We start from the raw sequence: 13,131 nt of genomic DNA, 5'->3' as shown, positions 1-13,131 counted from the left end.
GGAAGTCCCGCTAGTCTGGATTCATGCCGCACTGATAACTAGGAAGTTTCCGTATGAGCGATATCCAACTGTTCAGGCTTAAAGAGGGCGGAGTGGCTGAGTTGCCGGGTCGAGCGGCGGCAGTGGAGAAGCAGCTGCAAGCACTGATTGAAATGCAGATGCCAACGTTTCTTGGTGTTCGATTTCTCGCAAGCGAGTATGCGACGGGAAAGACACACAAGGGTCGCATCGACTCGCTCGGACTGGACGAAAACGGCTGCCCGGTCATCGTCGAGTACAAGCGGCACAGCAACGAGAATGTCATCAATCAGGGCCTTTTCTATCTGGACTGGCTACTCGATCACCAAGCGGAGTTCCGCTGGCTGGTGATGGAGCGGCTTGGTAGGGAAGCGGCGGACGCTATCGATTGGTCTGGCACCCGGCTGATCTGCATTGCAGCAGACTTCACCCGCTACGATCAGCATGCTGTCCAGCAGATTCCACGGAACATCGAGCTACTTCGTTACAAGTTGTTCGCCGACGATCTTCTGTTGCTAGAGCTGGTGAACGCCGTCAGCGTCGCTGACGCCACCCAAGTCAAGCCCGAGGTGCAGGCAGCCGCGTCCCAGAGGCAGGGCGGCAAGGACAAGTCATTCGACGAACAGTATGCAGGTGCGTTGCCTGAGACCCGACAGGTCTATGACGCTCTCGCGTCGCACGTCATGGCGCTTGGGGATGACGTCATCGAGCGGAAGCTCAAGCTTTACACCGCCTTCCGTAGGTTGAAAAACTTCGTGAGCGTGGTGATGTATCCGAACAAGATGCTCGTATTCCTGAAAGTCGACCCTGATACGGTGGCGCTTGAGGACGGCTTTAGTCGGGACGTCAGGCAGATCGGCCATTGGGGAACCGGTGATCTCGAGCTGACTTTGCGGACGACAGCTGATATCGAGAAGGCCAAGCCCCTGATTGAGCGGAGTTACGTCGAAGGTTGAATGCATCTCCCATGACGTGCTTAAGCTCGGCTTGGGCATTCTCGGCTGAGCTGACTTACGTTTGCGGATCTGAATGCCATGCCGGACCTTTTCGAGCTCAACGATCTTCTTGCCAAGGCAGGTGTCCGTCCTGACGAAGTGCTCGTCATGCGGCACCGTCCGACCGAGCCGGAGCTACGTAAAGTGCTTCCCTGGCTTGCGGCAGAGCGGCACAGCGTGTTCAACGCCTATCAACAGAACCACGGCCCGATCGTGGAGAAGGCGTTGATGCGTGCGCGCTACCTGGCTTCCTTCATCGGTCATGAAGCGGGGAGGGCGGTGTTCGTCGGCCTCTATGACATGGCCGGCTCAAGAACGGTGTCGACACGCGACTTCTGGAAGCTTCCCGGCAATGCGGAACTGCGCAGTCTCGGTACGCGCGGGCCCAAGAACCGCGACCATTCGCAATGGTTCGATCTGGTGCCGAACGTCGTCATGTCGGACTGGAAAGGAAGGCTGGTAGTCCAGTGGCCGGGTATCGAGCGCTCCTGGTGGCGCTGGTCGGACAGGAACCGGATCCCGGTGCATGCCATCCACGAAGAGAGTCTGTTGGTGCCACCCATGCCCGACTGGCAGTCACTGGTGATCGATTGGGATCAATTGCCCCTGTTGCCTGCCAGTTGGCGGCTCATGCTCTCCCAGTGGCGGGGCGTTTATCTGATCTTCGATCGTTCGTCGGGAAAGCGCTATGTGGGTTCTGCGGCGGGCGGCGAGAACCTGCTGGGTCGCTGGCTCAACTACGCCGATTCAGGGCATGGCGGCAATCGACTGCTTCGGGGCCGGGATCCGTCGGACTTCGCTTTCAGCATCCTGCAACGGGTGTCTCCGGATACGGAGATGCCGGAGGTAGTTGCGGTGGAGAGTTCCTGGAAGGATCGTCTGCATACCCGAGCGCCCGACGGTCTCAACGACAACTGATGTGGCTGTCGCGTTCGGCACAAGATCTCTTCTCACACAAACATCCATCGTTGGATGTTTTTCGGTCAACGTTCCAAGTGTTTCGGTCTCTCTTCTCTCATTAAGGGTCAACGTTGACCCTTTCAGGGCCAACGTTGGAAGTCTTTCAGTGTTTCGTCTCTCACTAAGATCCAACGTTGACCCTTTTTCGGTGTTTCTTCTAACACTTACGGTCAACGTTGACCCTCTTTGCTCCAACGCTGGATGTTTTTTGGTGTCGCGACACCCTTTTTCGGTCAAGCTCGCCGCGTAGTGTGAGAAGTCCTCCATTAGCAAAGTGACAGCGCGAGATCGCGTTGCGCGCAGGTAGGCTGCGGAGGCCGACTGACTTTGGTCGGTACTTTGAATGGACGCAATCACATGTCTCAAGACCGTATCAGCATCACCGTCGACGCCGACCGCATGGACCGTATCGACGCTTCCCTGTCCGCACTGGAAGCCGACCTCGACCTCCTGATCGCCCTGACGCCCGACGAACGCCAGGATCTGGTGAAGATGGGTACCAAGTCGCGCGCGTTCTGCGCGACCGCTCTCGAAGTTGCCGAACAGCATGCCGGCCTCATGCCGCGCGATTTCGACTTCGGCGCCTTCCGCCAGGATCACCTGGCCCTCGATGCACTGCGCCCCCGTGCCGCACGGCTCGGCCACCTGATGCAACGCATGGCCGACACCGAACTCGCCCTGGGCAGCGACGTGATGGCGGCGGCGCTCGAGGTCTACGGCGTGCTGAAAGTGGCCGGCAAGGACAAGGGCGTGGACGAAGCGCGCCGCGAACTGGCCTCGCGCTTCAGCCGCCGCCGCGGCACACCCGATGCCGCACCGTCCACCTGACCCGCGCTCCCGTTCCACACAGGAAGGCCCCGCATCGCGGGGCCTTCTTCTTTCATGCGCCGACGGCCCGTGGCGACGCATCGGACATCGAGGGCGGCTGCGCATCCGCTTGTTGGCCGAAGCCCGTCGCCCTAAGATCGGGCGGCATCAAGGGGAGCCCACCAGGCGGTGTGCTTTGGACAGGGTTGTAGCCGGATCCGCGGGATCGGTTACCACGCGACTGGGCGCACATGACGGGCTGGCGTTATCCATGGATCAGGTGAACTGATGAACATCCCCGTCAGGAACAGAAGGATCACGACGCCTCCAGGCTACGGGGAGCGCGAGTGCTTCCTGGTGTCCTATCAATTGCCCCTGTGCAAGCACTGTTTTGTGCTTTGCCACGAGCCGGGCGATCCGGATCACCCCAGCATCGACTTTGCAGTCATGAGCTTCTTCATGGCGGAGGCTCATGAGCTTTCAGCCCGCGTCACGGGCAATGCCCATTCATTCGTCGTCATCCACAGCGGTGGATTCGTCAGGAAGCGTCACAACCTGCACATGCATGTATTCGTGATCCGGCGGCGCTGGGAGAAAGCCTGGCTCTACGCGCTGCTGGCGGCCGTTCACGCCACGTCTGCGGTCAGGCGTGCGGTTCTCAGGCTGGCCGGTCGTGCGCCTGAGCATTCATTCGAGCCGAAGCCGCTTCGCGGCTCGGCGTGATCCAAACAATAGGTATCTCAAGAAAGCCACATGAATCTGGTCCATCTCCTGTGCACGGCGTTGATCGTGACGTACTCGCTGCTGCTTGTCCTTGCATCGCGCTATCCGAACGCACGATGGGTGTACTGGCTGTTCGGCTACAGCATCGGGCCGCGGTCCGACGTGAAGTACCTGACCAAATCCCAGCTGGGGAGTTCTTCCTGGCGCTTCCTGGCCTGGGGCGGCCTGTGCCTGGTTGCGCTGGTGGCACTGGTCAAGCTTCCCCAGTTCACCGGCTGGGGCCCTGGGGCGCCAGCCTTCACGGTGCTCCTGTTCCTGGTGCTCGTGATTCTCTGCGGCATGGGACTCGTCGGCGGCCTGTATCTGTTTGCCTGGTATCTGTTGCGAAGCCCGAAGTACGTGCCACCCATCTGATGAAGATGCCCGATAGTTCAATCGAGGTGATGCCGCTTTGCGGCGCATGGTCCCGTCGTAACACCGCACAGGAGCGATCCGGTGGCGCAGTTCCAGTTCCAGCCGAAATGGAAAGAGAAGCTTGTGTGCTCGCACCCCGCGGGCAGCTTTTCGCTGGATATGCCGATGGGCGTGGTGTCGGTCATTCTTCCTTCCGAGGCGTCGTGGCCCCAGCATTCGCCGCCTTGGGCGAGGTCGCTCTGGCCGCAGTTGCACGCAGAGCTTTCCGCGTGGTGTGCGTCCAACAACATTCCGCTGCACGTTGAGGTCTGGTAGCCAGTCGATCCGCGCGTGGTCCGAAAGTTCACCCGGTCGTATCCGCTTGGCGGGGCGGCCCAATTCAGGCGTCAGGTCCTGCATGCAACTCTGGAAACTCTTCATCGTCATCGGTCTACTTTCGCTGTGCCTGGCCGGGTTTCTTGTGGGCATGAGCCTTCGTGAGGCGGCGATCATTCGCGCCTACACGGACGCGCCCGTCGGCGAGCCATTGATTGTTCCGCTGATCGGGATCGGCATCATGGCGTTGGGTTACGGCATCGCCTACAGGCGTCGGGGCTAGCGGCCGGGCTGCAGTCCCAGGCGGATCATCCAGGACAAACCGGCTTCGCCGGACCCATCAACCCGAGTGTCAGGCCATATGAATCTTTCCGAAGCATTCCGCCAGTTCACGACGTTTCCCGACGACGGCATCATTTTTGCGGAGCGCGTAGGTGGCGTCTTCAGGCCGGACTCCAGGTGCGTGGTCCTGGTGCTGTCGGACGAGCAGCTGCAATTGCAGACGTCGGTGGTCGCGGCGCAACTCGCGCCGGGCTTTGAGTACTTCCTGGAAGTCGAGACCGCGGCAGGCTTTGCGGTCGGTGCTTCGACGCCTGCCCAGGTGGATGAGGCGCTGGCGCTTCTCATCCGTTATGCGGAAAACGATGCATGACGGGGTGATGCGATCCGACGGTTCGCCCAACGTTCCATCTTGCCGCATCGCCCAACCCGGACCCACACCCCATGCTCGCCAGCGCCGCGCAGATCGTCGATCTTCCCCCGCCCACGCCCGAGCAGTTGGACCTGCTCAGCACAGTCATGATGATCAGCTTCGCGCTTGCCGTGCTGGCCTTCGTCTGCGTGGTGGCGGCAGCCGCATGGGTCGCCGTCAAGACACGCTTGCCCGGGCGCTACACCGTGCTCGCCAGCATCCTGCTGCTGCCGCTCTGGTTCCTGTTCGAACAATCCATGGGCGGCCACCTGGAAATGACCTTCGGCCCGGTCGCGCTGCTGGTCGCTGCGATCGTCTACTGCGGCTTCGCCATCGTGTTCTCCATCGGCTTCGTGCGCATGAGCCGGTCGTTCCTGAAGCATGTCGCTGCGCCTCGTCGCGACGGCTGACACGTTCTCGACACCGCATCGCGGCCTGTTCACCTTGCAAAGGCCCCGCATCGCGGGGCCTTTGCTTTTCGCCCTGCGTAAGCGCTGCTCACCGGGCGTTAGCGTGGCGAAACAGCGGAAATACAGAGGTTTGTCACGGATATGCATTTACGTGCGTGGCGCGCGCATTGCGGCCTCAAGGCGGCACGGGCAGGGCCGTTATGCAGGGTGCGGCGCAAGCGGATGGGAAGCGCCGGTGTCTGCGCCAACCCTGTCGGGGATGGCCCGATACACCACCGCGAACACATACAGGAAGCTACGACCATGACCACCGCCGCCGCCCTCTCGCCCGAAACCTCCCGGCCTGCGTTCGAATGGCGCGCGTGGATTGCGCGTCTGGTGGGCGGCGGCCAGCACGTCTCGGCGAAGGAAACCCAGCGACGCGCACGGCTGGCCGAACTGCAGGCGCAGGTGGATGCGCTGCACAAGGTGCAGGCCGTCATCGAGTTCGACCTCAGCGGCAACATCCTGACCGCCAACACCAACTTCCTGGCCGCACTGGGCTACACGCTGCCGGAGATCGTCGGCCATCACCACCGCATGTTCGTCAACGAGGACTATGCCGGCAGTGCGGCGTATCGCGACTTTTGGGCGCGCCTGGGGCGCGGCGAGTTCGACGAAGGCCAGTACCAGCGCATTGGCAAGGGCGGACGCGAAGTCTGGATCCAGGCCTCCTACAACCCCGTGTTCGACCAGAACGGCAAGCCGTACAAGGTCATCAAGTTCGCCACCGACATCACCCGGCAGACGCTGCAGGCGGCGGACTACGCCGGCCAGCTGGCGGCGATCAACAAGTCGCAGGCCGTGATCGAGTTCGACCTGACCGGCACCATCCTGTCGGCGAACCAGAACTTCCTGGACGCGATGGGCTATCGGCTGGACGAAGTACAGGGCCGGCACCATTCGATGTTCGCCGATGCCGCGTATCGCGACAGCGCCGAGTACCACGCGTTCTGGCAGAAGCTCGGCCGCGGCGAATACGACGCTGGCCAGTACCGCCGTTATGGCAAGGGCGGCCGCGAGATCTGGATCCAGGCCTCGTACAACCCGATCTTCGATGCCTGCGGCAAGCCGGTGAAGGTGGTCAAGTACGCCTCGGACGTCACCGACCAGGTGCGTGCCACGCTGGCCATGCAGGCCGCGCTGGCGCAGAGCCGGCAGGTGGTGGCCTCGGCGCAGGCGGGCGACCTGACCGCACGCGTGCCCACCGCCGACAAGGACGGTGCGGTGGCCGAGCTGTGCCAGGGCATCAATGCGCTGGTGGAAGTCATGGCCGGTCTGGTCGGCGACATCCATGCGGCGGCCGACGTGGTCAACAACGGCGTGCGCGACATCGCTGCGGGCAACGCCGACCTGTCGCAACGCACCGAACAGCAGGCGGCGTCGGTGGAGGAAACCGCGTCGTCGGTGGCCGAGCTGAGCGCGACGGTCAGCCACACGGCCGACAATGCGCGGCTCGCCGCCGAACTGGCCGTGAGTGCGTCCGGGACGGCGGCGCGTGGCGGCGAGCTGGTGCATGGCGTGGTGGATACGATGGCGCAGATCAGCACCTCGTCGCGGCGCATCGCCGACATCATCGGCGTGATCGACGGCATCGCCTTCCAGACCAACATCCTGGCGCTCAACGCCGCCGTCGAGGCGGCGCGTGCGGGCGAGCAGGGCAGGGGATTCGCGGTGGTGGCGAGCGAAGTCCGCTCACTGGCGCAGCGCTGCGGCGGTGCCGCCCGCGAGATCAAGCAGCTGATCGGCGACTCGCTGGAACGCGTGGCGGCGGGCAGCCAGCAGGTGGAGAACGCGGGCGCCAACATGGAGGACATCGTCGCCAGCGTGGAACGCGTGAGCACGTTGATCGGCCAGATCAGCCTGGCCTCGCAGGAACAGAGCCTCGCCCTGCAGCAGGTCAACCAGACTGTCACGCATATCGATCACAACACGCAGCAGAACGCCGCGCTGGTGGAAGAAGCGGCCGCCGCGGCGCATAGCCTGCAGGACCAGGCGGAGCAGCTGTTGGGGGCGGTGGCGCGGTTCCATAGCTGAGGCATCGCGCGCGGCGGGCTTGAGCCCGCCCTACGTGGGGTATGCATCGCGTAGGCTGACGTCTCGTCCTACACGTGGTGCGGCGTCGATTCCATGCTCAAGTTCCTGAGAAACCTGGTCGTCGGGCTCGGCAAGATCGCGCTTGCGTTGGCTGCCATCGTGCTGGCCGTTGACGCCTACGGTACCTATGCCGACCGCGTGGCCGCGCGCAAGGCGGCAACGATGTGCGCGTCGATCCTTCCCGGCTCGGACGCAGCGCCGCTGATCGACCGCGCGCTCGAGGACGGTGCCAGCACGCGCAGCGCCCACTGGTTTACGTCGGGCGGCTTCGACACGCTCGCCATCATGTACGTCGGCGTGACGCCGTTGTCGCGCTTCCTGTGCATGGTCAAGGCGAAGGACGGACGTGTCGTGTCCGTAGAGCAGGCCTATATCGACTAAGGGCGACCGACGTGGCGACGGCTAAACCCCGGGTGACCGTGCGCCGCGGTTTCACGGTCCGCCTACGCGTTCAGGCGATAAGGTGAACGCGTTGCTGGTGGGGTAAGGACACGCGTGGACAGCTCATCGATGGCAGCAGGGCCTGGTTCCCCGGCGGAACAGCGGGTCCGGCTGTACGAAACCATCCTGCAGGTCACGCCCGACCTGGTCTACGTGTGGGACCTGCAACACCGCTTCACCTACGCCAACGCCGCGCTGCTGGCCATGTGGGGTATGACCTGGGACGAAGCCATCGGCAAGAACTGCCTGGAGATCGGCTACGAACCCTGGCACGCGGCCATGCACGACCGCGAGATCGAACAGGTCATCGCCACCCGCCTGCCGGTGCGCGGCGACGTGCCGTTCAACGGCACCAACGGCCGCCGCATCTACGACTACCTGCTGATGCCGGTGATCGGACCCGATGGCAACGTCGAAGCCGTCGCCGGCACCACCCGCGATGTCACCGACCGCAAGCAGCACGAAGACGCGCGTCGCCGCAGCGAAGAGCGCCTGGCCGCGATGGTCGACGCCACCACCGACCTGGTCTACCGCACCAATGACGACTGGAGCGAGGTGGACATCGTCGGCGGCAGCCTGCTGCTGGGCCGGCACGGCTCGCTGACACCGCAATGGCTGGACGTGCTGATCCACCCGGACGACCGCGAACAGGTGGCCCGGGAGATCGCCCGCGCCCATGCCACCGCGTCGACCTTCAAGGCCGAGCACCGCGTGCGCAACGACAGTGGCGCGTGGTCGTGGGTGTCCTCGCGCGCGGTACCGATCCGCCCGATCGGTGGCCCGATCACCGAATGGTTCGGCGCGGCCACCGACATCACCGAGCGCAAGGAACACGAAGAACTCCAGCGCCTGCTGCTCAACGAGCTCAACCACCGGGTGAAGAACACGCTGGCCATCGTGCAGTCGATTGCGCTGCAGACGTTGCGCGGCAGCGACGACCCGGCGCTGGCCTATGACCGCTTCGAATCGCGCCTGCATGCGCTGACGCAGGCGCACGACATGCTGACCCGCAAGCAGTGGGTACGCGCGCCGCTGGAGGAGATCGTGCGCACGGCCATCGCGCCCTGCATGCAGGACGACGACAAGCGCTTCACCCTGCGCGGCTTCCCCATCGAACTGGATCCGCAACGCGCGCTGGCGCTGACGATGGCACTGCACGAGCTGTGCACCAACGCGATGAAGTACGGTGCGCTGTCGGTGGACACGGGCCACGTGCACATCCATTGGGCGCGCGAGACGCACGACGACCGCGACAACCTGGTGCTGCGCTGGGAAGAGCAGGGCGGTCCTCCCGTGGTCGAGCCGGTCCAGCGCGGTTTCGGCTCGCGCCTGATCGAGCGTGGCTTGCGTCATGATCTGGGAGGGCATGTGACCCTTGATTTCCATCCCACCGGGGTACGCTGCGAGATCACCGCCCCGATCGCCAAAGAAGGAGCCACCGCATGACCTCGGATGTCGCCCACCGCGTCTTCATCGTCGAAGACGAGTTCATGCTGGTGATGCTGCTGGAAGAGCTGCTGCCGACGCTGGGCTACGCGGTGGCGGGCTCCGCGGCGTCGGTGGAGCAGGCGCTGGGTGAGCTGGATGCGGTGGAGATCGATCTGGCGGTGGTGGACGTGAACCTGGGCGGCAACGAGTCCTTCCCGGTGGCCGACGCACTGCGCGAGCGCGGCATCCCGTTCCTGTTCACCACCGGCTACGGGCAGCAGGGGCTGCCGGAGCGCTTCGCCGATGCCCCGGTGCTGGCCAAGCCGTATCGCCGGCATGACATCGAAGCGGCGCTGGCGCGCCTGCAGGTCGCGCACTGACGGTAATTGGTGTCAGCGTGGCGGCTCGACGTCGCTGCCATGTTCATAGCCCACGCCAAGATGCCGTGCGAGCGCATGCAGGCGACGCAGTGCGGCCGAACGCAGGTGCATCGGCGCCTGGTCGTAGACCTGGGTCCACAGGCTGCGCAGGAAGGTGTGGGGATCGCCGATATCGGCGCCGGAGCGGACCAGGCTTTCGGCGTCGGACAGGCGCGCGTCGATGCGTTCTTGGCAGAGCATGGGGCGATGCTGGCGGTGCGTTTGTAAACGGGCCGTGCGAGGTGCGTGAGCGTGTTCAGCGGACAGTCGTATAGCGGCCCGCAGCGTGAGCAGAAGCTGAAAACCAGCACATTCTCATCACACACCGTCAACGTTTCGGCCGCCACGCTGATCGCTCGCAAGCTGGAGCACACGCCATGGACCGCAAGACCGGAACATCGGACACCGCACCTGCCCCCAATGCGGTGGAGAAGCAGCGTCGTCCCGACGGCGCGGTGACGCCAGGCGAATCCCATGGCAAGCGCACCAACGAGGAACGCAACGATCCGGACGTGCAGCCCGGCGCTGCGGAAGGCCAGCTCCGCGACCATCCCGCCCAGATATAGGACGCACCATGACCCCTCTCGACAAGGCGCTGCGGCGCGAACTCACCCTCGGCGACAAGGCGTATACGCTGACCATCGATCCCACCGGCCTGAAGCTGGTGGAGAAGGGACGCCGCAACGGCGTGGAAGTGCGCTGGGCGGACCTGGTCGCCGGCGATGCCGGATCGGCCGCAGCGCCGCAGGCGTCGACGGCGAAGGACTGATCGTTTCGTCGGTACGCGCAGGAGATCGCGATGTCGACGTCGACCGCTCACGGCACGCCGCAGCCCAGCGAACCGGGCAAACCGACGCCGCCGGGTGTGCCCACGCCCCCCGGTGCGCCGTCGGAGCCCGGCAAGCCCAGCCAACCCGGTACACCGAGCGATCCGTATCGCCCGGAAGATCCGGACACGCCACCCGGACCTCGTGATCCGGGCGATTCCGACGACGTTCCCGCCGGCGATCAGCCACCGGATCCGCAGACCCATATCGACGATCCGCGCGACCCGCGCAGCCTCGCCGATTGATATCCCCCCACGTCGCGACGGACGGCTTGCAGGAGAGCCGCAGGGGTCGCGACATGCCAGCAGAAAGGAGTGCCCATGCGACTTGCCGATTTCATCCAGGCGAACACCGCGCGGATTCTCGATGACGCCGTGGAGTTCGCGATCACCCAGACCCCACCGGGCGTGCGCTTCGACCTGAAGACGTTGCGCAACGACATCCCCCTGATCCTTGAGGCGATCGTGCTGGATCTGCGCACGGCGCAGAGTCCCGCGCAGCAGCGCGCCAAGTCCGAGGGCCGCGCGCCGGTGGTGACCGGACCGGAGTCGGCGGCGACCAGCCACGGACGCAGCCGCGCGCACGATGGCTTCGGCGTCAACCAGATGGTCGCGGAGTACCGCGCATTGCGTGCGTCGGTGCTGCGGCTGTGGGCGGCCGACCAGACGCTGGCGGCCGGTTCCGTCGAAGACTTGATCCGCTTCAACGAAGCGATCGATCAGGCGGTGGCCGAATCGCTGCTCGAATTCTCGCTGACGGTGGAGTCGTGGCGTCATGTCTTCCTGGGCGCGCTGGGACACGACCTGCGCGGGCCACTGCAGGCGGTCGTCGGCACGGCGGACCTGCTGGTGGACGGCACCCGCGGGACGCCGCACGCGCGACAGGCCGAACGCATCCTCAGCGGCAGCCTGCAGCTGGGCCGCCTGGTCGATGGCCTGCTGGATTACAGCCGCAGCGCGCTGGGTGCCGGCATGGGTCTGCAACGGTCGGCCTGCGATCTGGGCGCAGCGGTCGCCGACGAAGTCGAGCTGCTGCGCGCGTCGTTGCGCGGTGCCTCGCTGAGGGTGCAGGTGGCTGGCGATGTGCGTGGCGAGTTCGATGCGGTGCGCGTCCGCGAGGCAGTCCACAACCTGGTCACGAACGCGGCAAAGTACGGCGACGATGGCGGGGAGATCGGCGTGTCGGTGATGGGCGAGGGCGAGCATGTGCGGCTTTCGGTGACCAACGCCGGCGAACCGCTGTCGGGCGATGCGCTCGCCGCGCTGTTCGATCCGTTGCGACGCGGTTCCACGGCCGCCCACAAGGGCGAACACGCGAGCCTGGGGCTGGGGCTGTTCATCGTGCGCGAGATCGCACGCGCGCACGGTGGCGATGTGACGGCGCAGTCGGGTGACGGCACGACCACGTTCGTCATCGTGCTGCCGCGCTATCCGGCGGTGGATGCCACGAGCGTGGAGCGTGACGCATCGGCCGCTGGCGCGTTACGCGCTGCAGGCGATTCATGCGGTGTTGTCGGAAATCGCGCGGTTCCGTCACGACGCACTCACCAACATGACGCGACTGCACATTGCTGTCACTGCAAATGCGGAACATCGGATGCACTCCCCGCTGCGCCATCGCGGCGCGTGCGCGGAATGGCGCGATGCATGTCGCATGGCGTCCGCATTCGGAGGACTTTCCAGATGACACGCGATACTTCACAACGCGACGCCAACCGCGATCCCCTCAGTGGCGCGCCGGGCGCGCACCCGGTCGGCGTGGGCGTAGGCGGGGCCGCGGGCGGCCTGGCGGCCGGCGCAGTGGCGGGCACGGTGTTCGGCCCGATCGGCACGCTGATCGGCGCGGCGGCCGGGACCTTGCTCGGCGCTGCGGCAGGCAAGGGCGTGGCCGAGCGCATCGACCCGACCGGCGAGGTCGAGTACTGGCGTGAGACCTACCGCACCCGTCCGTACTACTCGGACGAATACGACTTCCAGCGCGACTACGCCGGCGTCTACCACGCAGGCGCCGTGGCGCGCGGCGAATATCCGGAACAGTCGTGGGAAGACACCGAGCGTCGCCTGCAGGCGGGTTGGGAAGCACGTCGCGGCGAATCGCGCCTGGAGTGGGAGCGTGCACGCCCTGCCTTGCAGGATGCATGGGAGCGCGCCGATCGCACCTATGGTGCCTACGCCTGGACCGATGACACCTATGCCAGGCGCTTCAAGACCGCGCCCTACCGCCAGGCGGGCGACGAGTTCGACGAGTATCGCCCTGCGTACCGCTACGGGACCTACGCGCGCGGCCAGTACATCGACCGCGAATGGGACGACAGCCTGGCGGCGGATCTCGAGCGAGGATGGGGCCGCTTCAAGGGCGGATCGCGGCTGAGCTGGGAGCGCGCGAAGCATGCGGTCGCCGACGCCTTCACCCTGGACCGGCAGAAGCCGCACTGACGCCGCAGTGCGCCGCCGCGGACGGGGCGCGGCGGCCGCTCAATCCGTGACCGGGTCGCCACATTGGAGCGCATTCACGCCCGTCGAGCCGGGTAGGGCATCATCCTTGGGC

General features: G+C 65.1%; 18 protein-coding genes and 2 pseudogenes. 19 read left to right on the top strand and 1 reads right to left on the bottom strand.

Going from position 1 to position 13,131, the window contains the following annotated elements; all coding sequences use genetic code 11:
• Nucleotides 1-53: 53 nt before the first annotated feature.
• The 14 genes and pseudogenes from IB225_RS03860 (at nt 54) to IB225_RS03800 (ending at nt 9,718) form a co-directional block, all read left to right on the top strand.
• Nucleotides 54-974: a DUF5655 domain-containing protein gene (locus tag IB225_RS03860; protein WP_192309886.1), complete on the top strand. Its 921-nt coding sequence runs from the start codon at nt 54-56 to the stop codon at nt 972-974.
• Nucleotides 975-1,052: 78 nt separating this feature from the next.
• Nucleotides 1,053-1,931 (top strand): GIY-YIG nuclease family protein, encoded by an 879-nt coding sequence (locus tag IB225_RS03855; protein WP_192309884.1) that lies wholly within the window; start codon nt 1,053-1,055, stop codon nt 1,929-1,931.
• A 399-nt stretch (nt 1,932-2,330) separates the two neighbouring features.
• The gene (locus IB225_RS03850; protein ID WP_225583250.1) at nt 2,331-2,801 is read left to right on the top strand and encodes a hypothetical protein; all 471 of its coding nucleotides are present in this window, start codon (nt 2,331-2,333) and stop codon (nt 2,799-2,801) included.
• Between the two features lie 267 nt (nt 2,802-3,068).
• The gene (locus IB225_RS03845; RefSeq protein ID WP_192309882.1) at nt 3,069-3,503 is read left to right on the top strand and encodes a hypothetical protein; all 435 of its coding nucleotides are present in this window, start codon (nt 3,069-3,071) and stop codon (nt 3,501-3,503) included.
• 30 nt (nt 3,504-3,533) lie between these two features.
• The gene (locus tag IB225_RS03840) at nt 3,534-3,917 is read left to right on the top strand and encodes a hypothetical protein (RefSeq protein ID WP_192309881.1); all 384 of its coding nucleotides are present in this window, start codon (nt 3,534-3,536) and stop codon (nt 3,915-3,917) included.
• An 81-nt stretch (nt 3,918-3,998) separates the two neighbouring features.
• Entirely contained in the window at nt 3,999-4,232 is a 234-nt protein-coding gene (locus tag IB225_RS03835; RefSeq protein WP_192309879.1) for a hypothetical protein, read from the top strand.
• Nucleotides 4,233-4,314: 82 nt separating this feature from the next.
• Nucleotides 4,315-4,515 carry a hypothetical protein gene (locus tag IB225_RS03830; RefSeq protein ID WP_192309877.1) on the top strand — a complete coding sequence of 67 codons (201 nt, stop codon included), beginning with the start codon at nt 4,315-4,317 and terminating at the stop codon, nt 4,513-4,515.
• A 78-nt stretch (nt 4,516-4,593) separates the two neighbouring features.
• Nucleotides 4,594-4,884: a hypothetical protein gene (locus IB225_RS03825; protein WP_192309875.1), complete on the top strand. Its 291-nt coding sequence runs from the start codon at nt 4,594-4,596 to the stop codon at nt 4,882-4,884.
• A gap of 71 nt (nt 4,885-4,955) precedes the next feature.
• Nucleotides 4,956-5,333, top strand: a complete 378-nt coding sequence (locus IB225_RS03820; protein WP_192309873.1) for a hypothetical protein — start codon at nt 4,956-4,958, stop codon at nt 5,331-5,333.
• 303 nt (nt 5,334-5,636) lie between these two features.
• Nucleotides 5,637-7,409, top strand: a complete 1,773-nt coding sequence (locus tag IB225_RS03815) for a methyl-accepting chemotaxis protein (protein ID WP_192309871.1) — start codon at nt 5,637-5,639, stop codon at nt 7,407-7,409.
• A gap of 93 nt (nt 7,410-7,502) precedes the next feature.
• A complete protein-coding gene (locus IB225_RS03810; protein ID WP_192309869.1) occupies nt 7,503-7,850 on the top strand; it encodes a hypothetical protein in 348 nt (115 codons plus the stop codon).
• A 129-nt stretch (nt 7,851-7,979) separates the two neighbouring features.
• Nucleotides 7,980-8,375 (top strand): annotated as a pseudogene (locus tag IB225_RS20315) (PAS domain-containing protein); the annotation flags it as partial.
• A 36-nt stretch (nt 8,376-8,411) separates the two neighbouring features.
• Nucleotides 8,412-9,356 carry an HWE histidine kinase domain-containing protein gene (locus IB225_RS03805; RefSeq protein WP_225583509.1) on the top strand — a complete coding sequence of 315 codons (945 nt, stop codon included), beginning with the start codon at nt 8,412-8,414 and terminating at the stop codon, nt 9,354-9,356.
• On the top strand, nt 9,353-9,718 hold the full coding sequence (locus IB225_RS03800; RefSeq protein ID WP_192309866.1) for a response regulator: 366 nt from the start codon (nt 9,353-9,355) through the stop codon (nt 9,716-9,718). Before IB225_RS03805 ends, IB225_RS03800 begins: the two co-directional genes overlap by 4 nt.
• A gap of 12 nt (nt 9,719-9,730) precedes the next feature.
• Here IB225_RS03800 and IB225_RS03795 read toward each other — a convergent pair whose 3' ends face one another.
• Nucleotides 9,731-9,958 (bottom strand): hypothetical protein, encoded by a 228-nt coding sequence (locus tag IB225_RS03795; protein WP_192309864.1) that lies wholly within the window; start codon nt 9,956-9,958, stop codon nt 9,731-9,733.
• A 176-nt stretch (nt 9,959-10,134) separates the two neighbouring features.
• Here IB225_RS03795 and IB225_RS03790 point away from each other — a divergent pair, with 176 nt between their 5' ends.
• From IB225_RS03790 to IB225_RS03770, 5 genes and pseudogenes are all read left to right on the top strand, one after another.
• Nucleotides 10,135-10,323 carry a hypothetical protein gene (locus IB225_RS03790; RefSeq protein WP_192309862.1) on the top strand — a complete coding sequence of 63 codons (189 nt, stop codon included), beginning with the start codon at nt 10,135-10,137 and terminating at the stop codon, nt 10,321-10,323.
• Between the two features lie 8 nt (nt 10,324-10,331).
• Nucleotides 10,332-10,526, top strand: coding sequence for a hypothetical protein (locus IB225_RS03785; protein ID WP_192309860.1), 195 nt, complete (start codon nt 10,332-10,334; stop codon nt 10,524-10,526).
• A 30-nt stretch (nt 10,527-10,556) separates the two neighbouring features.
• A complete protein-coding gene (locus IB225_RS03780; protein ID WP_192309859.1) occupies nt 10,557-10,829 on the top strand; it encodes a hypothetical protein in 273 nt (90 codons plus the stop codon).
• Nucleotides 10,830-10,904: 75 nt separating this feature from the next.
• Nucleotides 10,905-11,999, top strand: a pseudogene (locus IB225_RS03775) (HAMP domain-containing sensor histidine kinase); the annotation flags it as partial.
• Between the two features lie 267 nt (nt 12,000-12,266).
• Nucleotides 12,267-13,019, top strand: coding sequence for a hypothetical protein (locus tag IB225_RS03770; RefSeq protein WP_192310844.1), 753 nt, complete (start codon nt 12,267-12,269; stop codon nt 13,017-13,019).
• The last annotated feature ends 112 nt before the right edge of the window (nt 13,020-13,131 follow it).

It is taken from the genome of Pseudoxanthomonas sp. PXM02 (assembly GCF_014851805.1).
Classification (GTDB): Bacteria; Pseudomonadota; Gammaproteobacteria; order Xanthomonadales; family Xanthomonadaceae; genus Pseudoxanthomonas_A.
This window is presented reverse-complemented; position numbering and strand designations above follow the sequence as displayed.